A 21,059-nucleotide genomic window follows, 5' to 3' on the forward strand; every position below is an offset into this window, starting at 1 on the left:
ATGAATCCAGACTTTATAAAATATCAGGCACAAACTTCTCCATATCCCCTCGGAATGGAAGTTTCACACGCCATAGGCTCTTATATTTATGATACCAGCGATAAAAAATATTTAGATTTTGTTGCCGGAGTTTCTGCCTGCACACTTGGTCATCAACACCCAAGAGTCAATCAGGCCATAAAAGATCAGTTAGACAAATATTCGCACGTAATGGTTTACGGAGAATATTCACAAAGCCCGGCCGTTCAATATTGCAAATTAATAGCTTCACTCCTGCCGGAATCTTTAAACAAAACCTATTTGGTTAACTCAGGTACAGAAGCAATCGAAGGCGCCCTTAAATTAGCCAAACGCTCAACAGGCCGCAGTCAGTTGATTTCCTGCCACAATGCGTACCACGGAAACACAATGGGATCTATGAGTGTTATGGGATTCGAAGAACGAAAACAAGCCTTTCGTCCCTTGCTTCCGGATGTTGATTTTATCACTTTCAATAACGAAGAAGATTTACAAAAAATAACCCCCCGAACTGCTGCAATTTTACTGGAAACGATTCAGGGAGGAGCCGGTTTTATTGAACCAAAAGACAACTTCCTTCAAAAAGTACGAGAACGCTGTGACGAAGTAGGTGCCATGATGATTGTAGACGAAATTCAGCCCGGTTTTGGCCGTACCGGAACATTATTCGGCTTTCAAAACTACAACGTCGTTCCGGATATTGTGGTTATGGGAAAAGGAATGGGTGGCGGAATGCCGGTGGGTGCTTTTACGGCATCGGCTGAAAAAATGGATCTTTTAACCGAGAACCCAAAATTAGGACATATCACCACTTTTGGAGGCCATCCTGTCATTGCGTCAGCCTGTTTGGCGACTTTGCAGGAATTAACTGAAACTAATCTGATGCAGGAAACTTTAGAAAAGGAAAAACTCTTCAGATCACTTTTGGTACACCCTTTGATAAAAGAAATTAGAGGAAAAGGATTAATGCTGGCCGCCATGACTGAAACTGCCGAAATAACCAATCAGGTAATTTTAAATTGTCAGGATAAAGGGCTCATTCTATTCTGGTTATTATTTGAAGGATGCGCCATCAGAATAACACCGCCATTAACCATTTCTGAAGAAGAAATAAAAGAAGGCTGTGCTATAATTTTAAATGTTATGGATGAAATTCTGAAACAAAAAGCATAATAAGAATTAGGAGCAAATTCCAGCTATTCACTTTATCTTTTGTTTTTTAAAGAAAAAAACAAAAGGATACCGTTACTATCTGGGCTAGGCATCCCGATTAAAAATAAAAATTAGAATAATAATTAAATAATCTTTTACATATCAATAGATTATAACTAAAAACAGAACATAAATTCTGTCCATATTGTTAATTAAATTGTTCAAAACAATTAATTTCCTTTCCTCACAAAATGATATGGTTGCCTAAATTTATAACAGGCTAATTTCAAAAACACAAAGTATGCAATTAAGCAACGAAGAAGAAGATTATAACCTATCCCTATCCAAATTTGAGTCGATGTTAAAAACTAACAAAGTACTCTTTTTTGATTCTGAAGAATTCGAAGAGATTATTCTTCATTATTTAGATATAGGCAAGGCTAATTTAGCAAAAAAAGCCTTAAAACTTGCATTAGACCAGCACCCAAAATCTACAGGCTTAAAATTAGTACAAGTAGAAATGTTGGTTTACGACGATAAACTAGATATCGCCGAAAAACTTTTAAACGAGTTGTATGCAATTGAACCTAACAACGAGGAAATCTATATCCAGAAAGCCAATATTTGTTCTAAAAGAGACCAGCATGAAAAAGCAGTAGAATTACTTAAAATTGCCCTGCAATATACAGACGATTTTGCTGATGTGTACAACTTAATCGGAATGGAATATCTTTTTATGGATAACCTTGAGATGGCAAAAGACAGTTTCATCAAATGCCTTGAAGAAGATTTAGAAGATCAGTCTGCCTTATACAACGTAGTTTACTGCTTTGAATTCTTAGATCAAAATCAGGAAGCCATTGTTTACCTTAATGATTATATCAACAAGAACCCATACAGCGAAATTGCCTGGCATCAGCTTGGACGATTGCATTATGGCATAAAAGAATACGAAAATGCGATCCGTGCTTTTGATTACGCAACCCTGATTGACGAAGAATTTCTGGGTGCATTCATGGAAAAAGCAAAAGCTTACGAACGTCTTAAAAAATATACGCAAGCAATAGAAAGCTATAACCGTACCATCGAATTAGATGATGCAACTTCATACGCTTTATTGCGAATTGGTAAATGTTACGAGAAATTAGGAAATAATGTTTTAGCACTAAAATATTACAACCAAACGGTTCATGAAGACCCTCTTCTGGACAAAGGATGGATTGCTATCACTGATTTTTACGTTCGCCAGAAAAACTTCCAAAAAGCACTATTTTTTGTCAACAAAGCATTAGCTATAGACAATCAGAATCGTTTGTACTGGAAACGCTATGCGACCATTAACAAACAAATGAACTTTTTTGAAGAAGCAGAGTTTGGTTATAGAAAAGCAGTTGAATTTGGTGATTACGCCTTAGATACCTGGTTATTCTGGGTAGATATTCTTCAATTTTTAGGAGAATTTGACAGCGCCATACAAACATTACTGCAAGCTTCTGAATATTTTCCGGAAGAAAACGAATTAGAATACCGTTTAGCAGGATTGTATTTTATGATTCAGGACAACACAAAAGCTAAATTCCACTTAAGTAATGGTTTACGCTTAAATTTTGATAATTATATCTTAATCGAAGATTTATTTCCGGTAGTCTGGACAAAAAAAATGGTACAAAATTATATTGAAAAACACAGAAAAGAATAATGATTGATATTTTAAGAAGACGTTTTGGCTTATTAGGTCGCAATATTAGCTACTCCTTTTCAAAAGGATATTTTACAGAAAAATTTAATAACGAAGTTTTTGCCGGTAACAGCTACGAAAATTTTGATATTTCTGAAATCAATCACCTTACAGGATTACTTAAAAACAATCCAGACTTAAAAGGTCTCAACGTTACAATACCATACAAAGAACAGGTTATCCCCTTTTTGGATAAACTCTCAAAAAAAGCTGCTTTAATTGGTGCTGTAAACACAATAAAATTTACCAAAAACGGAAAACTAAAAGGATACAACACAGATTATTACGGTTTTAAAAAATCCTTAAAGCCATTATTAGAACCGCATCATAAAAAAGCCCTTATTTTAGGTACCGGCGGCGCATCAAAAGGGGTTGCTTTTGCACTTGATGAACTTGACATTCCTTATACTTTTGTTTCAAGAGAAGCTAAAGAAAACATCATTGATTACAATCTGATTAACGCTACAACTTTTGACAATTTTCAAATCATAATCAATTGTACACCGGTTGGAACTAGTCCAAATATCGAAGCCTGTCCTGATCTTCCCTATGATTTTTTTACAGACAAACACATAGCTTATGATTTAATTTATAATCCTGCCGAAACTCAATTTTTAAAAAATGCTAAAGAAAGAGGAGCAGTAATAAAAAATGGTCATGATATGCTTATTTTCCAGGCAGAAAAAGCATGGAAAATCTGGAACAAATAATTATAGCACCACAAAATAAACCGTTAAAGTATTTTTCGTGATTTTGTTACTCCATTAGTAGCTGATTATGAAAAAATACTTTAACTTTTTTATAATCAAGTTTTATATAAACAACAAACATAGTACAATGTCGTGTTTTAAAATCAAAAAAAAAAACGACACAAAAAACTGATATTCTGTCATTATTTACAACATTACTTCTTTTGACTTTACGACTTTTAAACTTTCGACTTGCTTATTGCACTTCACTTCATTAAAAGAAACAAACCTCTTGATCAAAATTTTTCTTTTAAAAATTAATTATTAATTTCGAACTTAAATTAACTTTGAGAAATCGACAAAAAAAGTCGCTTCACAATCCCAAAACACAACAAAACACAAGAATTTAATTACAGAATCACACATAAACAAAGGTTTTATTTTGTATTTAGAAACGCCTTTACTATCTTTCGCAATGTTTAAAATAAAAACCTTATACATTTAAGATGTTAGAAGAAAAGAATGATAACCTGCAGGAAGCAGATGGAAAATTAGGAATCGACCTGAATGATTCTTCAAATAATGATGCACTTGAAACATCAATTTCTGAAACAACAACAGAAAATAAAATTTCACTTACTGAAAGCGAAATAGAAAATACTGAAGTCGAAGAAACAAATCATCAGGAAGCATTAGATGCCATAACAAATTCTAATGCTGAAGAAAGCGAAGACGAAACGCTAAAAGAACGTCATGACATTCCTATGCAGGATTATGATACCTTTTCGTTAGATGCACTTGTTGATGAATTAAAAAAATTGGTAAACACAGACAAAGTGATGTCTGTTAAAGACCATATTGAAGAAATTAAAAAATCATTTTCACTCCAATTTAATCATCTTATTGAAGAGAAAAAAGAAGAATTCAACGCTACAAATCAGGATCCTAACGAAGAATTCCAATATCATTCTCCTTTAAAATCAAAATTTGATGAATATTATAATATATTCCGAGAGAAAAGAAATGCTCATTTTAAACATTTACAAACCAATTTAAAATCAAATTTAGAAAGTCGTCTTGCTATAGTTGAGGAACTAAAAGAACTTATAAATCCGCAGGAAAACATCAAAGATACTCTTAAACATTTTAATGAATTAAGAGAAAGATGGAAAAATGCCGGAGCAATTCCAAAAGACAAATACAATCACGTTTGGAATAATTACCATTTTCATGTAGAAAATTTCTATGATTACCTGCATTTAGACCGTGAAGCAAGAGATTTGGATTTTAAATACAATCTGGAACAAAAACAAAAAATCATTACTCGTGTTGAAGCGTTAGTAAACGAAACAGACATAAGCAAAGCATTTCGTGAATTACAGGATTTACATAGAATCTGGAAAGAAGATATTGGCCCCGTATCCAAAGAACACCGTGATACAATCTGGAATAAATTTAGTGAACTGACTAAAAAAATTCATGATAAAAGAGAACTTTTATTCGAAAGCCAAAGAGCAAACGAACAGCAAAATCTCGAAATTAAAAAAGAAATAATTGCTGCAATCGAAGTTTTAGCAACTGAAAAAGTAGGTTCTCATTCACAATGGCTGGTACAAATACAAAAAGTTGAGGCACTTAGAAATGAGTTTTTTGCTGCGGGTAAAGTACCAGGCGAAGTAAACGAACAAACTTGGGCTGCATTTAAAACTGCTGTTAGAAATTTTAACTCTTTTAAAAATTCTTTCTATAAAGACATTAAAAAAGATCAAAACGATAATTTAAATAAAAAAATGGCTCTTGTAGCAAAAGCCAAAGAATTACAGGAAAGTACAGATTTTGGTGCGACTACTCCAATCATGAAGCAAATTCAGGAAGAATGGAAACAAATTGGCCATGTTCCTAAAAAATATTCTGATAAAATCTGGAAAGAATTTAAAGATGCCTGTAATCATTATTTTGACAAATTAAAGGAACACAAATCCGAGGAAAACACAGAAGAAGTAGCAGCATTTGACAACAAAAAAGCATATTTAGAAGCTATAAGATCATTCGAACTTACAGGAGATCACAAAACAGATCTGGATGCTATTAAATTACATATTGAAACCTGGAAAAGTTTTGGAAAAGTTCCTTTTTCAAGACGTCATATCGAAGGTAAATTCAATAAAATATTAGATGCACTTTTTGAAAAATTAAGTCTAAGCAAGAAAGATTCAGAAATGATGCGTTTTGCCAACAGAATTGATTCCTTATCTGAAAGCAATGATATCCGTAAACTAGACAACGAAAAGATTTTCATAATGCGTAAAATTGAAGAGGTTCAAAATGAAATTTTCCAATTAGAAAACAATATTCAGTTTTTTACCAATACAAAAAATGCAAAGAAAGAAAATTCAATAGTTCTTGAAGTTCGTAAAAATATCGCTATTCACAAAGAAAGTCTGGAGGTATGGAAAGACAAACTAAAACAATTACGTAACCTAAATCAGGAATAAGATTTTGGCTTAACAAATTTAAAAAGGGTGTAATGAAATTTTCATTACACCCTTTTTAATGCTTTTACTTTTCAATAACAAATCAGCAAAACAAAACTCTAAAATATTGATTATATTTGAGTTACAGTTTACCATTTAGTAATCAACAATATCTATCAAATTTATTAATTCTAACAACAAACAAACGATGAAATTTACAAGAAAAGCAAATGCCAACTGGAAAGGAACCGGTATGGAAGGAACCGGGACTATAAGTTCACAAAGTACAACGCTAAATAATGCACAATTATCCTTTAAAACAAGATTTGCGGAAGGAGTTGGAACTAATCCCGAAGAACTTATTGCTGCCGCTCATTCAGGCTGTTTCACAATGCAATTAAGCTTCTTATTAAATGAAGAAGGATTTGTTGCCGACGACTTATCGACTGAAGCTACAGTTACATTCGAAGACGGATCTATCACTTTAATTCATTTAGAACTAAAAGGAAAAGTACCTTCTATAACAGCAGAAAAATTCACCGAAATCGCAACCAAAGCAAAAGAAATTTGTCCAATTTCAAAATTATTAAAAACAGAAATTACGTTAGGCGTTAATTTAATTTAGAAATCCTAAATTAACATCTTATCATTTTCCATAAAAAAAAGCTCCGATTACTCGGAGCTTTTTTAACTTATTCAGATACTGCTTTGCTTTTAACTACTAACCTAAAACCTTCACCGTGAATGTTTAAAATTTCAACATCCTCATCAGCTTTTAGATATTTTCTAAGTTTAGCAATGTAAACATCCATACTTCTTGAAGTAAAGTAATTATCGTCTCTCCAAATTTTTGTCAAGGCTAATTCTCTTGGCATTAAATCATTCTCATGCAAAATCAGCATTTTTAGCAATTCATTCTCTTTTGGAGATAATTTAATTGGTTCCTCATCTTGAAAAGTTAAAAACCTTAGTTTAGAATTTAAATGAAATTTACCTATATTAAATTCAAATTGAACTTGCTCCGCTTTTGTATCAGATGATTTTCTTTGAATAATAGCTTTAATTTTCATCAATAAAACTTCAGAATCAAAAGGTTTATTTAGATAATCATCAGCACCTGCTTTGTATCCTTTTAAAACATCCTCTTTCATTGATTTTGCTGTTAAAAAAATAATCGGCACTTCACTATTTTTTTCTCTGATTTCTTTTGCTAAAGTATAACCATCTTTATAAGGCATCATTACATCAAGAATGCATAAATCATAGACATCCTTCTTAAATTTTTCGAAACCTTCCATACCATTTTTTGCCAAAGTAACTTCGAAGTCGTTTAGCATTAAATAATCTTTAAGAACTGCACCAAAATTAAGGTCATCTTCTACTAAAAGTATTCTTTTATTAATATTTTCCATATTTTAATTTATTAGTGGTATTTTTATTATGAAGGTACTACCTTTTCCCTTTTCACTTTCTACATAAACCTGACCATTATGATCTTCAACAATTCTTTTTACATAAGCAAGCCCCAAACCATGTCCTTTTACATTATGTAAATCTCCAGTATGTTCTCTGTAAAATTTCTCAAAAACTCTTTTTTGAGCCACCTTACTCATTCCTAACCCGTTGTCTTTTATTTTTATCAGAATCATATCTTTGATATTCTCTGTAAAAACCTCTATCTCAGGAACATTAGGCGAATATTTTATAGCATTCTCTAATATATTGACCAATACATTTGTAAAATGTACTTCGTTAACCAGACAAGTTGTTCTTGCCGCATCATAATGCTTTACAATTGTACCTTGTTTGTCTTCTAAAATCAAATTAACATGTTCAATTGCATCTTCAATAATATCATGAATTACAGTAGGCTCTTTACTGATATCAAGTTCTTTTTTCTCCAATTTAGAAATTCGAAGCACATTTTCAACCTGGGCATGCATCCTTTTATTTTCATCTCTAATCATTTGAAGATAACGATATACTTTTTCCTTGTCTTCTATAATTTTGGGATTTCGAATTGCGTCAAGAGCCAAGTTTATTGTAGCTATTGGAGTTTTAAACTCATGCGTCATATTATTTATGAAATCTGTCTTAATTTCAGATATTTGCTTTTGACGAATTAATTGATTTAAAGCACTGGTATAAGCAATTATGATAATCAGGGTAAAAATTATAGAAAGTATCGTAATACTTACCAACTGCGACAATAAAAATTTCTTTTTGTTCGGAAAAGTAACAGATAACTCATATTTACTATTTCCCTCATTATCTGCAAAAACAGGAATATTATAAGTTGCATCTTTATCGAAATGAAAACCTTCTGATTTTATCTTCGTTGGGCTGCCATTACTATAAATTCCGAATTCGAATTTGGTTTTTACACCATGTTCTTCAAGCTCCTTTTTTAAAATACTACGTAATTTTTCTTTTGTAATCCTTTCATCTATAGGCAATGCAGAAGCATAATCTTTATATGAAATTTGCAATTGAGCTTTATTTAAAATATCTAAATTTCCGTCTATTTCTATTTTTTTATCCGGAATTGTACTTTGATTTAAAACCGAATTATCTATAATACTATTATTATTGTAAACCTCTGTTAGTCTTTTGGAACTAAAACTTTTAAATCCATCTGAGCTGAATTTTTTATTAAATACAGATCCATTAATATCGTACTTTTCAGAAGTAATACTGTTTTTATAAACGATTGTTTTATTTGTTTTCGTATTTCTTTGAACAAACAAAATTTCTAACAAATCTTCTTTTTGAGGAATTTTACCTGTACTGTCTTTTATATGATTGATTTTATCATAAAAGCTGTACTCTTCTTGTTGTTCTAGTTTGTCAGAAACATTGCCGATTACCTGCGTTACATGATATTTAAACTGTTCGTCATTATTCTCAAATGACGAATTAAACCAATATACCTGAACCAGAATTATCCCAATTAAGGACAAACTCATTAGCAAAACAAGTATTCTAAAAAATAATTTATTCATCGAGACAAAATTAATATTTTAACAATATACTAAATAATACATTAACCAAATATTAACATTTAAGACTGATTTTGTTTAATATTTAAAATTTTAAGAATTTTAACAACTTCTTCTTTTGCTATTTTAAGATTATGATTAAAAATAATAAAATCACTCTTAGAGACACGTTCTTCGTCTTTCCACTGCATTTTCATCCTGCTTAACACCTGTTCTCTGCTTGTTTTGTCACGTTTTATAACTCTTTCAATTCTTACTTCTTCAGGCGCAGTGACCGTTATAACAATATCACAATCTTTATACCTGCCACTTTCAAACAAAATTGCCGCCTCATAAATCACAAAGCCATAATCTTGTTTTTTTTGCAGCCATATTTCAAAGTCTTTTTTGACTGCAGGATGTACAATTGCATTTAACTGATTGAGTTTTTCACTATCATTAAAAACAATTTCTGCTAATTTTGCCCTGTTAAGAATTTTATCATCAAATACAAATTCGCCAAAAACCGATTTAATTTCTTCAATTACAGATTTTGATTGCATTATTTTTTTTGCCTCATCATCAGCAATATAGACAGGCACCCCCATCTCTTTAAAATAATTTGCAATCGTCGTTTTTCCGCTTCCTATTCCACCGGTCAAACCAATAATTTTTGTCATATTATATTTTAAAAAACATACGAGGAAAAGCTTCCTGAGGTTTTCTTTTCAAAAGAATGATTTTTACAAAAGATTCTAAAAAGCCTGTTCCGTATCCATAAAATTGTTTCCAAACAGCAATTACTGAAAGATATCCAATTTTAACACTCTTATTACTAATGCTAGATGTAAGAAAAATTATAACGAAATATACAAAATATATTTGTAATAAAAGATCAAAATTAAAAATTAACAATAAAAAAGCTAATAATAATCCCAACATAAAGAATGTAGGAAAGAAAAAAGTTAATTTATTATGCTCCGGATACCAACTATTTAGTATTGGTCTTGCCTTACCAAATTTATTTACCTGAATCGAAAATTTCTCCCAGTCAATTCTGCGTTTATGATAAACAAACGCTGCAGGAAACAATCTTGTTTCAAAACCTAAATTCCATAATCTAATCGATAAATCAGGATCTTCTCCGGGATGAATATTACCAAAACCGTTTGATGCTTCAAAAGCTTTTTTTGAAATTCCCATATTAAAACTTCTTGGCTGAAACTTACCAATTTTCTCAGAACCACCACGAATTCCACCTGTCGTCAAAAAAGAAGTCATTGCAAAATTAATTGCTTTCTGTATATCCGAAAAACTATCCAAAGCTTTGTCCGGACCTCCAAAACAATCGACATATTCTCTATCTAATTCTTTTCGTACCTCTGTTAAATAATTAGACGGAATTATACAATCAGAATCAAAAATAATAAAATAGTTTCCTACCGCTTTTTGCATTCCGAAATTTCTTGAATCACCAGGACCTGAATTCTGTTTAAAATAGTAAGATATATTGAGTTTTCCCTGATAATTCATAACAATGTTTTTACAGGGGTTTGACGATCCGTCTTCAACAAGTACAATTTCAAAAGCTTCATTATAATCGGATTTTGATAAACTTTCTAAAAGTTCATCCACTTCATCCGGTCGATTATACACAGGTATAATTAAAGAAAAAATCATAGTAAAATATGCGTTATTAAGAAGGTGATTTTTATGAATTTAAAATTTCGTGCAAAGATAAGTTATATTCATAAAAAAACCATCAACTTAGGGTTGATGGTTTTCATTTATAATGATTTAAATAAATTATTTTATACTTTCTACCTGAACAAGTTCATTTGCTTCAGCATTATAATCTACTCCGTCAAATGCAAATCCGAAAAGATTTAAGAAGTCATTTTTATATCCTGCTAAATCTCCAATTTCTGGTAAGTTTTCGGTAGTTGCTTCAATCCATAATGCAGCTACTTTTGCCTGAACATCATCACGCATTTCCCAGTCATCAATTCTGATTCTTCCTTTTTCATCCACAGGAACTTCAGAGCCATTATATAATCTATCCTGAAATAAGCGCTGAATTTGCTCTATACACCCTTCATGAATCCCTTCTTCTTTCATAATTTTATATAAAAGAGAAATATATAAAGGAATAACCGGAATTGCTGAACTTGCCTGTGTAACCAATGCTTTGTTTACAGAAACATAAGCCTTACCTCCTATTGAATTCAAACTATCAGTAATAGTAAAGGCTGTTTCCTCCAAATGATCTTTTGCACGTCCAATTGTACCTTTACGATACACTGCTTCTGTCAAGGATGGCCCAATATAGGAATAAGCAACCGTTACAGCACCATCAGCCAATAAATTTTCAGCCTTAAGAGCATCGATCCACATAGCCCAGTCTTCTCCTCCCATTACTGCAACTGTATTGTCAACATCTTCCTCATTAGCGGGAGCTATTGAAACTTCTGATACTTTTCCGGTATGAAAGTCAACTGTTTTGTTTGTAAAAGTCTGTCCAATTGGTTTTAAAGTAGAACGGTGCAAAATACCTGTATTCGGATTTGTACGTACCGGCGAAGCCAAACTGTAAATTACAAGATCTACCTGACCTAAATCAGCTTTTATCAAATCTAAAGTTTCTCTTTTTATTTCATTTGAAAAGGCATCTCCATTGATACTTTTTGCATATAATCCTGCTTTATGAGCCTCAGTTTCAAAAGCTGCAGAGTTATACCATCCTGGTGAAGCCGTTTTACCTTCAACCGGAGGTTTTTCAAAGAATACTCCAATTGTAGCTGCATCAGATCCAAAAGCACTTGTAATTCTTGAAGCCAAACCAAAACCTGTTGAAGCACCAATTACCAGTACTTTTTTAGCTCCGGCGATAGCACCTTTTGATTTTATATATTCAATTTGATTTTTAACATTCTGCTCTGCTCCCTTTGGGTGGGCTGTCAAGCAAATAAAGCCTCTCATTCTAGGTTCTATGATCATACTGTCTTTGTTTTTCGTTAATTAAGAATCGCCAATTCAGACAATCAATTAACTTATTTACGTTTGTTTAATTAGTTTTTAAGATGACAAATATAAAGTATTTCTTTAGTTCAACAAGGCTTTGGCATGATTTAAAGCCGAATCAGAGACCACAGCTCCTGACAACATTTGAGCAATTTCTATAACTCTTTCGTCCTGAGCCAAAAGCTTTAATTCTGATTGAGTATCGTCATTTGTTGTCGATTTGAACACTTTAAAATGAGAGTCACCTTTAGCCGCAATCTGAGGTAAATGTGTGATAGCGAATATTTGCATTTTAGCACTCATCTCTTTCATAATTTCTCCCATTCTAACAGCAATTTCACCGGAAACACCTGTATCTATTTCGTCAAAAATTAAAGTTGGCAATTTAGAATATTGCGCTAAGATTGCTTTTACCGCCAGCATTATACGTGACATTTCTCCACCTGAAGCCACTTTTTTTAATAAGCCAAAATCAGTTCCTTTATTGGCAGAAAATAAAAATTGTAATTCGTCTTTTCCATTTTGAAAATAAGTTTCAGATGCCGTAAGCTCCATTTTAAATCGAACATTTGGCATTCCTAACGTTTCCAATATCGAAATCAACTGTTTCGATAAAACCGGAATTGCTTCTTGCCTGTTATGATGAATTTTTACAGAAAGAACATTCAATTCTTCTGTTTTTTGTTCAATCGATTTTGATAAAACTGTTATTTCTTCTTCAATATTTCCTAATTCCAAAACTGAATTTTCCAGATTTGACTGAATCTGCAATAATTCATCTACAGTTATAACCTGATGTTTTTTCTGTAAATTATGAATCAACTGCAATTTCTGATTAGTCAGCTCTAATTTCTCAGGATCATTTAATAATTTTTCCGAAGCATTTTGCAACTCTTTCGATACATCATCAAATTCTATTGTTACGCTTGTGATTCTGTCAAATAAACCCTGGTACTCTGGTGAAAAAGCAGCAATTTTCTGTAAGGAAGCCTTAATTTCATTCAAATTATGAAAAACACCAAATTGTTCTTCATTTGCAATTACCAATGATTTATCAATGGATTCTTTGATAATCTCAACATTATTCAGCATTTCAAAATCAGCTTCCAGCTCTTCCTGCTCCCCTGATTTTAATTTTGCAGTAACCAGTTCACTCAATAAAAAAGTATTGTATTCCTGCTCCTTACCTGCATCACTTTGTTTTTTAAGCAATGCATTTAATTTTGATTTATCTGATTTATACAATTTCAGTAATTTTTGATAAGAATCTATAATTTCTGAATTTTGAGCAATTGCATCAATTATTTTAAACTGAACCCCTTCGTCTGAAAGTTCCTGCGTTTGCTGCTGTGAATGAATATCAATCAAAAACAGACTCAAATCTTGCAATTCCTGAAGATTTACCGGACTATCATTAATAAAAGCACGTGATTTCCCCGAAGGAAGAATTTCACGCCTGATAATGGTTTCTTCTTCATAATCAAGGTCATTTGCTTCAAAAAATGCTTTCAGATTGTATTTTGAAATTTCAAACTGTGCTTCAATTACACATTTTTCTTCTTTATTTTTAAGAGAACTCAAGTCTGCTCTTTTTCCTAAAACCAATCCTAAAGCTCCTAAAATAATTGATTTACCCGCTCCTGTTTCTCCAGTGATTATAGAAAATCCTTTTGAAAAATCTATAGAAAGTTTTTCAATTAATGCATAATTTTTAATTGACAACGAAGTAATCATATAGCTTTAAATAGTAAAATTATTGAAGTGTGAATTGGTAAAAGCTCAATTAATATTTAATTTGAGACCATTTTGTAGAATTCAATGGCGAAACCCTATTTAGGTTTTCCACTAAATCAGTAATTGTAATGCTTGGACCTCCTGAAAAAACAGAAACTATCTCATCCGATTTCGCATCAAAAAACACTCTTGTCAAAAAGGCATTTGGCTTAACCGAATTCAATTTACCAATCAATATTAAGGAAGATTTTATTTTCTCTTTTCCTCCTTTTAAATCCTGATTCATAATATCTAAACCTGAATAATAAAGAAAAGTTGTTTGTCTTAAATCTGAATAAATAGGAGCGACCATATCATTTATCAAAAAATAACGATTTTGAAGTCCGTCTGCCTGAGTCCATCCTTTAAAACCTCCTTGCTGTGCAACATTTGCAATATTTTGAGCAGTTTCAAAATAAGTATTTCCACCAGCAAACTGAAATGTATCGCCGTCCATTCCTAAAATCATATAACTGTAAAAAGATATTACCGATACTAAATTAGACTCAAACGTGGTTGGATTATACAATAAAGGTTCATATTCTGTATACCTGAAGTTAAAATCTTTGTCGTTAAAATTAAAAACAGGAGAAGAATACGTTGAATTATAAATTAATCTTGAAGATTGCACTTGTATAGTTCCTGAAAACTGATCAGAATTATGAGAAGAAATCGTAATATACATAGAACAATTAATACGTTCATTTTGTTTAAGAACAGATCCTGTCCAATCTGTTTTATTAACAAATTCAGACAATGATGTCTGTAGCGTTTTATAAACCTGGAGATTTGGATTTGGCAGTCTTTCTGTATTTATTGTAACTGTACAGTTTAACTGTTGTGCCTGTGCAAAACCAAAAAATAAAAATGCTAAAAAAGTAACTAATTTATACATAAAAATGCTCTCTAACTTTATTTAAAATATCAACAGCAACAGATTCTTTAGATTTTAAATCCATTGGTTCAATTTTAAATTCCTTATCTATAAAAGTAACTTTATTAGTTGGTTGTTGAAAACCTGCTCCTTTATCCTGCAACGAATTTAAAACAATCAAATCTAAGTTTTTTTTCTGGATTTTCAACTTGGCATTTTCAATTTCATTTTCAGTTTCCAAAGCAAAACCAATTAAAAACTGACTTTTTTTAATTTTTCCTAATGAGGCTAAAATATCTTTTGTCTTTTCGAGTTCAATCGAAAACTCATCATCGGCTTTCTTAATTTTCTGAACAGCAATTACTTTTGGTCTATAATCTGCCACCGCTGCAGCTGCAATTGCCACATCAACATTATCAAAATACAAATGACAGGCATCATACATTTCTTGTGCAGAAACCACATTAACGACCTCAATCAACGAGTTTTTTACCTTTAAATTTGTAGGTCCGGAAATCAATACAACAGACGCGCCCAAATTAGCGGCTTCTTTTGCAATATCAAACCCCATTTTTCCTGAAGAATGATTTCCAATAAAACGCACAGGATCTATTGCTTCGTATGTAGGACCTGCTGTAATTAGAATTTTTTTCCCTTTAAGAGGTAATTTACTTTCTAAATCTGCTTCTAAAAAAGCAATTATATTTTCAGGTTCTGCCATTCGACCTTCGCCTGACAAACCACTTGCAAGTTCTCCATTTTCAGCCGGAATCATGACGTTTCCAAACTGTTTTAATGTAGCAAAACTAGATAAAGTAGAAGGATGTTTATACATATCCAAATCCATTGCCGGAGCAAAATAAACAGGACATTTAGCCGATAAATAAGTTGCTACTAAAAGATTATCACTGTTCCCTGTTACCATTTTAGATAACGTATTGGCAGTTGCCGGAGCAATTAACATCAAATCTGCCCAAAGTGCCAGATCAACGTGATTGTTCCAGACAGCATCCTGATCGTCTTCATTAAAGAAACTGGAGTGTACAGGATTTTTTGATAAGGTAGATAACGTAAGTGGAGTTACAAAATCCTTAGAAGCAGGTGTCATGATCACCTGGACATGTGCACCTGCTTTTATAAAAAGTCGTACTAATGAAGCTGTTTTATACGCTGCAATTCCACCGGAAATACCCAGTAAAATTTTTTTTCCGTTTAAAACTGACATTGATTGTACTATTATTTGTTTGAACCTCTGTGGTAAGTTTTACCGTCTAACCATTCCTGAACAGCTAAAGCGTGTGGTTTAGGTAATTTTTCGTAAAATTTAGAAACCTCAATTTGTTCTTTATTTTCAAAAACTTCTTCAAGACTGTCATTGTAAGTAGCAAACTCTTCTAATTTTTCAGTTAATTCTTTTTTAATTTCAGAATTAATTTGGTTTGCTCTTTTAGCCATAATGGTAATTGCCTCATACACATTTCCTGTTGGCTCTTCAATAACTGTTTTATTATAAGTTATTGTATTTACAGGAGCATTCGTCTTTTTTAAATCCATGACTTTATTTATTTAGTAAATTTTTGTAAATCTGTTTCAACTCTGGCATTCATTTCGTCTGCCTGTTTTTTGTATTTTGTGTCGCTTTTAAACTTAACTAAGTTATTATAAGCCACTTTTGCAACATTTAAACGCTCCTCCATTTTTTGAGGAATACTGTTTATCGCCAATTGATATGCCGAATCGTATTTATAAAATAATGCGTCTTCTTTAAAAGGAGTTCCCGGATAATCTGCAATAAAATTATCAAAAGCAATTAATGCTGATTTATAATCTGAAATTGTATTGTAACCCTTAGCATTTTCATACGCTTTTTTCTCAAGTTTTCCGCTTAATATCTTTACAGCTTCATTTGCCTGAACAATGTATTCTGAATTTGGATAATTATCAATAAAAGCCTGTAATTTATCCAATGCTTTAACCGTATCTGTCTGATCTAAACTATAAACAGGAGCCAATTTTGAATAACTGAAAGCACCTAAAAAAGCAGCTTCCTGAACTTTTTCACTTCTTGGGTATCCCGAGACAAAACTTTCAAACTGATAACCCGCTAAATAATATTGTTTTGTTTTATAATAAGACTGAGAAAACATGTAAAACAGCTTTTCTGCCTGAGGTTTCCCTCTGTATGTTGGTGCTAACTGTTCAAAAAGTCTGATTGCTTTATTATACTTCCCTGCTTCATACATCTTTGTTGCAATTTCAAACTTTGCCGCAACATCTTCATTTTTTAATGCTTTTTGGTAATCACTACAAGAACAAAAAAGGACAACAACAATTAACAGCGATACTATTTTTTTCATTTTCTTACTTTTATTATGATTTCTTAGACAATTATGCCAAAGCAAAATCACACCGAAGTTTCGGTGGCAAATTTAGTTATTAATTTAGCTACTACAAAATATTTTTTAGTATAATAAAACACAGGTATTTTTATTCTATTTTAATGCTGTTTTCACAAATTTATCCAAACGTTCTGCAAGTGACTCATCAACTGAAACTAATGGCAAGCGGACTGTGTTATCTGCAATTCCAAGTGACTGAAACACATGTTTGATTCCGGCAGGATTACCCTGTTCAAAAATCATATCAATACAATCTGATAAAAAATATTGTGTTTTGAAAGCTTCATTTACTTTTCTGTTCAACCCTAATCTTATCATTTCTGAAAATTCCTTTGGAAAACCTTGCCCAATAACAGAGATTACTCCTGCTCCACCAGCCAAAACTATCGGCAAAGCAATCATATCATCTCCTGAAATTACCAGAAAATCTTTTGGTGCATTCTTAATCAATTGCAAAGCCTGAGCCATATCCCCTGCTGCTTCTTTTATTGCTACTACATTTTCAAATTCATTTGCCAAACGAATAACCGTTGAAGGCAGCATATTACTTGAAGTTCTGCCCGGAACATTGTACAAAATTACCGGAACTGGAGAAGCTTCTGCAATGGCTTTAAAATGTTGATAAATTCCTTCTTGTGTTGGTTTATTATAATAAGGCGAGACAGAAAGAATAGCTTCAAATGCCGAAAAATCTCTGGTTTTTAATTCTTCTACAACCTGCATAGTATTATTACCTCCAACTCCAAGAACCAAAGGCAATCTTCCGTTATTAACTTCAGCAACTGTAGTAATAACTAATTCTTTTTCGGCTTGTGTTAAAGTCGCATTTTCTGCGGTTGTTCCCATAACAACAAGATACTCAACTCCTCCATCAATCGAAAAATTAACAATTCGGTGTAAAGCTTCGATATCAATTGAAAAATCTTTTTTAAACGGAGTAACAAGGGCAACACCTGTTCCTATTAATGATTGCATATTCTAAATTATATTTTTATTTTATACTTCTTAAATACTTAAACAATTCGAAAACGAAAAGTTTATAATCTACTAAAGCTGTATTTATCATCCAACGATTCATATTTTTATCGATTGATGCAAATCCAACCTTAAACTTAGCTTTTGATTGATTCGTAATCAGTTTCAAAATTGGTTTTTGAACATCATAATAACTAATCAAAAGATCAAATTCTGTTTCAATAAATTCAGTCAAAAAAGGCGTTTTTAACACCCCCGTTCCAATCTACATGTTTTTTTCCAAAAGTTTGAAACAAGTATTCTTTTTTATCCTTAAATTTATTCCTGTACACAACAATTTTAATTTTTTCAGAAGCAATTCCGTTTGAAACCAGTTCTTTTATAAGCTCTTTTGAATGCCTGAAATCACTCTCATCTATCAATAAGCCAATTGTTTGTATATTACTGGTAAAGAATTCGTTTTTTACATTAAGTAAATTATTTTTTAATGTTTTTTTTATAAAAAAATCCTTCAAATAATTTAAAAACATACTACTTTTACCAGATTACAAAATTAATTATTTAAGTCGCATTTAAGATGGTAAAACTAAAAAAGTATAACGGATTTTTAAAACTTTTTGTTATATTCTTAACACTTTTTTTTGTATTTTCATGCAGCAAGAAAAACTACAATTTAACAAAGATTGAAGGCAAACAGCTCCCTGTTACTGAAAAAGACAGTCAAACTCCTGAAATTGAAAATTTTATCAAACCCTTTCGCGATCATATTAATAAAGACTTAGACAGCATATTGGCTTATTGCCCGGAAACTCTCGACAAAAGTACCGGAAAATGGCAAACTAATATTGGGAATTTAATGGCTGATGTTTGTCTGCAAAAAGGAAATCAGGTTTTTAAAATGCGTGAAAAAAAAGACATCAATTTATGCTTCTTAAATCATGGTGGAATCAGAGCTATTTTACCTAAAGGAAATGTAACGACAAGAACCGCTTTTGAAATTATGCCTTTTGAAAATAATTTGGTAGTACTGGCTTTAAAAGGAGATCAGATTCTTGAAATGACTGCGTATATAATAAAAGAAAAGAAACCTCATCCTTTGTCAGGAATGAGTTTTACAATTGCAAAAGACAATACCGCTAAAAATATTCTTATTGAAGGAAAAACCCTTGATATCAATAAAACATACTATGTTGCTACAAATGATTATCTGGCAAATGGTGGTGACAACATGAACTTTTTCTTAAAAGCTATTCAGAAATATGATTTGAATTATAAACTTCGAAATGTACTGATCGATTATTTTAAAGAAGTGGATACGATTCCGATTCCAAAAGATATCCGAATCACAGAAGAATAAATCAGACTTGAATCCAAAATAAAATACAGGCGTTTTCGCAAATAACATACACCATGAAAAGAAGAGAATTTATCGAAAAAACAGCTGCAAGTACTGCCCTATTAAGTTTAGGTCTATCATTGAGCAGTTTTGAAACAAACGATATAAAACATCTAACCGTTCTGCATACTAATGATGTGCACAGCCATATAGATCCTTTTCCGGAAGATGATCCCCGCAATCCTAACAAAGGCGGAGTATCACGTCGTGCTGCACTAATTGAAACTATTCGAAAAGAGAATCCAAATGTACTTTTATTAGATGCAGGTGATATTTTTCAGGGAACTCCTTATTTTAATTATTATGGAGGCGAACTCGAATTTAAGTTAATGAGCATGATGAAATATGATGCTTCTACAATTGGAAACCATGATTTTGATAATGGTGTTGACGGATTGTATGCACAAATGCCACACGCCAGTTTTGAATTTATCTGTTCGAATTATGATTTTAAAAATACAGTCATGAACGGACTTGTGAAACCCTATAAAATTTTCAATAAAAACGGAATAAAAGTTGGCGTTTTTGGTTTAGGAATAGAGCTTGAAGGACTGGTTGACAAAAAAATGTACAAGGAAACCCTTTATAATAATCCGGTAGAAATTGCTCAGGACATGACTCAATTACTAAAAAAAGAAGAAAAATGCGATCTTGTAATCTGTCTTTCGCATTTGGGTTATAAATACAAAGATGATACTACAAAAATATGTGATTTGAAATTAGCAGAATTAACTCAGGATATTGATTTAATCATTGGCGGACATACCCACACTTTTTTAGATAAGCCTACTATTGTAAAAAACAAAGCAGGCGAAAACGTTCTGGTAAATCAGGTAGGATGTTACGGAATAAATTTAGGTCGAATCGATTTTTATTTCGACAAAAATAAATCACATACTAATCAGGCTAAATCAATTATTGTTTAACCCTCTTTTTATTTGAAACTATAAAGAATTTTGCCATAAAAAAGTACGCCAGGATTTGTGTAATATCCCGAATTAGAATTAAAACTAAAGAGTAGGAAAAGTATTCATTAAAAATAAAAAAGATATCAGAAATTATATAACAGGTTACCATTAATGTCATCAGTAAAGTAACATAACTTCCTCTGGTTATATAATTTGCGTAGCATATTAACCCTAAAACACTTAATGTAATACCGTAAAGTCCATATAAAAAATGAAACTCTTCCATTTTATCAAACTGCAAACTTAAAACAGAAAACAATAAATATATAATTATCAAGATTACTATAATAACCGGTAATATGTCGTTTCTTTTAAGTTTGATTTTTTCATAGTCCGTGATAATTTTTTTGATAAAAAGTAAGTAAACAAACAAAAAGCATATCATAGAACCCAAAGTAGAAATCTCTACATCCATAAGATGAAAAACTTCACCAATAAAACACAATGAAAAAATTAAAATTTGAGTTTTATCAATTTTAAAATTATTTGACGAATAAAAATAAAAGAAAACAGAAGGGATCACAATTGATTTCATGCAAACTGTAAGATAATCGTATTGAAGAATATCAAACAGAATTGTAAAAAAAAATGCAGTTGAATATAA

20 protein-coding genes are annotated in these 21,059 nt (G+C 31.6%); 7 read left to right on the top strand and 13 right to left on the bottom strand.

Translation table 11 applies throughout. The features are described 5' to 3' along the window. The 5 genes from FLV_RS09805 (at position 1) to FLV_RS09825 (ending at position 6,696) form a co-directional block, all read left to right on the top strand. Positions 1-1,191 (top strand): aspartate aminotransferase family protein, encoded by a 1,191-nt coding sequence (locus FLV_RS09805; protein WP_243233350.1) that lies wholly within the window; start codon positions 1-3, stop codon positions 1,189-1,191. 280 nt (positions 1,192-1,471) lie between these two features. Continuing rightward, on the top strand, positions 1,472-2,869 hold the full coding sequence (locus FLV_RS09810) for a tetratricopeptide repeat protein (RefSeq protein WP_243233351.1): 1,398 nt from the start codon (positions 1,472-1,474) through the stop codon (positions 2,867-2,869). Beyond that, the gene (locus FLV_RS09815) at positions 2,869-3,618 is read left to right on the top strand and encodes a shikimate dehydrogenase family protein (RefSeq protein WP_243233353.1); all 750 of its coding nucleotides are present in this window, start codon (positions 2,869-2,871) and stop codon (positions 3,616-3,618) included. The genes FLV_RS09810 and FLV_RS09815 overlap by 1 nt, the downstream gene beginning before the upstream one ends. Positions 3,619-4,103: 485 nt before the next feature. Further along, on the top strand, positions 4,104-6,092 hold the full coding sequence (locus FLV_RS09820; protein WP_243233354.1) for a DUF349 domain-containing protein: 1,989 nt from the start codon (positions 4,104-4,106) through the stop codon (positions 6,090-6,092). 187 nt (positions 6,093-6,279) lie between these two features. Then, positions 6,280-6,696: an OsmC family protein gene (locus FLV_RS09825; RefSeq protein WP_243233355.1), complete on the top strand. Its 417-nt coding sequence runs from the start codon at positions 6,280-6,282 to the stop codon at positions 6,694-6,696. 67 nt (positions 6,697-6,763) lie between these two features. On the opposite strand, the gene FLV_RS09830 is transcribed toward FLV_RS09825, so the two are convergent. From FLV_RS09830 to FLV_RS09890, 13 genes are all read right to left on the bottom strand, one after another. Continuing rightward, positions 6,764-7,483, bottom strand: a complete 720-nt coding sequence (locus FLV_RS09830) for a response regulator transcription factor (protein ID WP_223683044.1) — start codon at positions 7,481-7,483, stop codon at positions 6,764-6,766. Positions 7,484-7,486: 3 nt separating this feature from the next. Next, positions 7,487-9,073, bottom strand: a complete 1,587-nt coding sequence (locus FLV_RS09835) for a sensor histidine kinase (RefSeq protein WP_243233356.1) — start codon at positions 9,071-9,073, stop codon at positions 7,487-7,489. 59 nt (positions 9,074-9,132) lie between these two features. Further along, positions 9,133-9,729 (bottom strand): dephospho-CoA kinase, encoded by a 597-nt coding sequence (gene coaE / locus FLV_RS09840; protein WP_243233358.1) that lies wholly within the window; start codon positions 9,727-9,729, stop codon positions 9,133-9,135. A gap of 1 nt (position 9,730) precedes the next feature. Next, positions 9,731-10,729, bottom strand: coding sequence for a glycosyltransferase (locus tag FLV_RS09845; protein ID WP_243233359.1), 999 nt, complete (start codon positions 10,727-10,729; stop codon positions 9,731-9,733). 126 nt (positions 10,730-10,855) lie between these two features. Further along, complete coding sequence (fabV, locus tag FLV_RS09850; RefSeq protein WP_243233360.1) at positions 10,856-12,046, bottom strand: enoyl-ACP reductase FabV; 1,191 nt, start codon at positions 12,044-12,046, stop codon at positions 10,856-10,858. A 105-nt stretch (positions 12,047-12,151) separates the two neighbouring features. After that, a complete protein-coding gene (recN, locus tag FLV_RS09855) occupies positions 12,152-13,804 on the bottom strand; it encodes a DNA repair protein RecN (RefSeq protein ID WP_243233361.1) in 1,653 nt (550 codons plus the stop codon). Positions 13,805-13,853: 49 nt separating this feature from the next. Then, on the bottom strand, positions 13,854-14,738 hold the full coding sequence (locus tag FLV_RS09860) for a DUF4835 family protein (protein WP_243233364.1): 885 nt from the start codon (positions 14,736-14,738) through the stop codon (positions 13,854-13,856). Continuing rightward, positions 14,731-15,942, bottom strand: coding sequence for a bifunctional phosphopantothenoylcysteine decarboxylase/phosphopantothenate--cysteine ligase CoaBC (gene coaBC / locus FLV_RS09865; RefSeq protein WP_243233367.1), 1,212 nt, complete (start codon positions 15,940-15,942; stop codon positions 14,731-14,733). Before coaBC ends, FLV_RS09860 begins: the two co-directional genes overlap by 8 nt. An 11-nt stretch (positions 15,943-15,953) precedes the next feature. Then, the gene (locus FLV_RS09870) at positions 15,954-16,271 is read right to left on the bottom strand and encodes a DNA-directed RNA polymerase subunit omega (protein ID WP_007807938.1); all 318 of its coding nucleotides are present in this window, start codon (positions 16,269-16,271) and stop codon (positions 15,954-15,956) included. A gap of 8 nt (positions 16,272-16,279) precedes the next feature. Then, entirely contained in the window at positions 16,280-17,074 is a 795-nt protein-coding gene (locus FLV_RS09875) for an outer membrane protein assembly factor BamD (protein ID WP_243233369.1), read from the bottom strand. A gap of 135 nt (positions 17,075-17,209) precedes the next feature. After that, positions 17,210-18,091, bottom strand: a complete 882-nt coding sequence (dapA, locus tag FLV_RS09880; protein WP_243233372.1) for a 4-hydroxy-tetrahydrodipicolinate synthase — start codon at positions 18,089-18,091, stop codon at positions 17,210-17,212. A gap of 16 nt (positions 18,092-18,107) precedes the next feature. Next, positions 18,108-18,326, bottom strand: coding sequence for a DUF6913 domain-containing protein (locus tag FLV_RS09885; RefSeq protein ID WP_243233374.1), 219 nt, complete (start codon positions 18,324-18,326; stop codon positions 18,108-18,110). After that, a complete protein-coding gene (locus tag FLV_RS09890) occupies positions 18,319-18,621 on the bottom strand; it encodes a DUF6913 domain-containing protein (RefSeq protein WP_243233376.1) in 303 nt (100 codons plus the stop codon). Before FLV_RS09890 ends, FLV_RS09885 begins: the two co-directional genes overlap by 8 nt. A 47-nt stretch (positions 18,622-18,668) precedes the next feature. On the opposite strand from FLV_RS09890, the gene FLV_RS09895 reads away from it, so the two are divergent. After that, a complete protein-coding gene (locus FLV_RS09895; RefSeq protein WP_243233389.1) occupies positions 18,669-19,448 on the top strand; it encodes a 5'-nucleotidase C-terminal domain-containing protein in 780 nt (259 codons plus the stop codon). A 53-nt stretch (positions 19,449-19,501) separates the two neighbouring features. Continuing rightward, positions 19,502-20,413, top strand: coding sequence for a bifunctional metallophosphatase/5'-nucleotidase (locus FLV_RS09900; RefSeq protein ID WP_243233391.1), 912 nt, complete (start codon positions 19,502-19,504; stop codon positions 20,411-20,413). Positions 20,414-21,059 lie beyond the last annotated feature (646 nt).

The organism is Flavobacterium pectinovorum, assembly GCF_022802975.1.
Classification (GTDB): Bacteria; Bacteroidota; Bacteroidia; order Flavobacteriales; family Flavobacteriaceae; genus Flavobacterium; species Flavobacterium pectinovorum_B.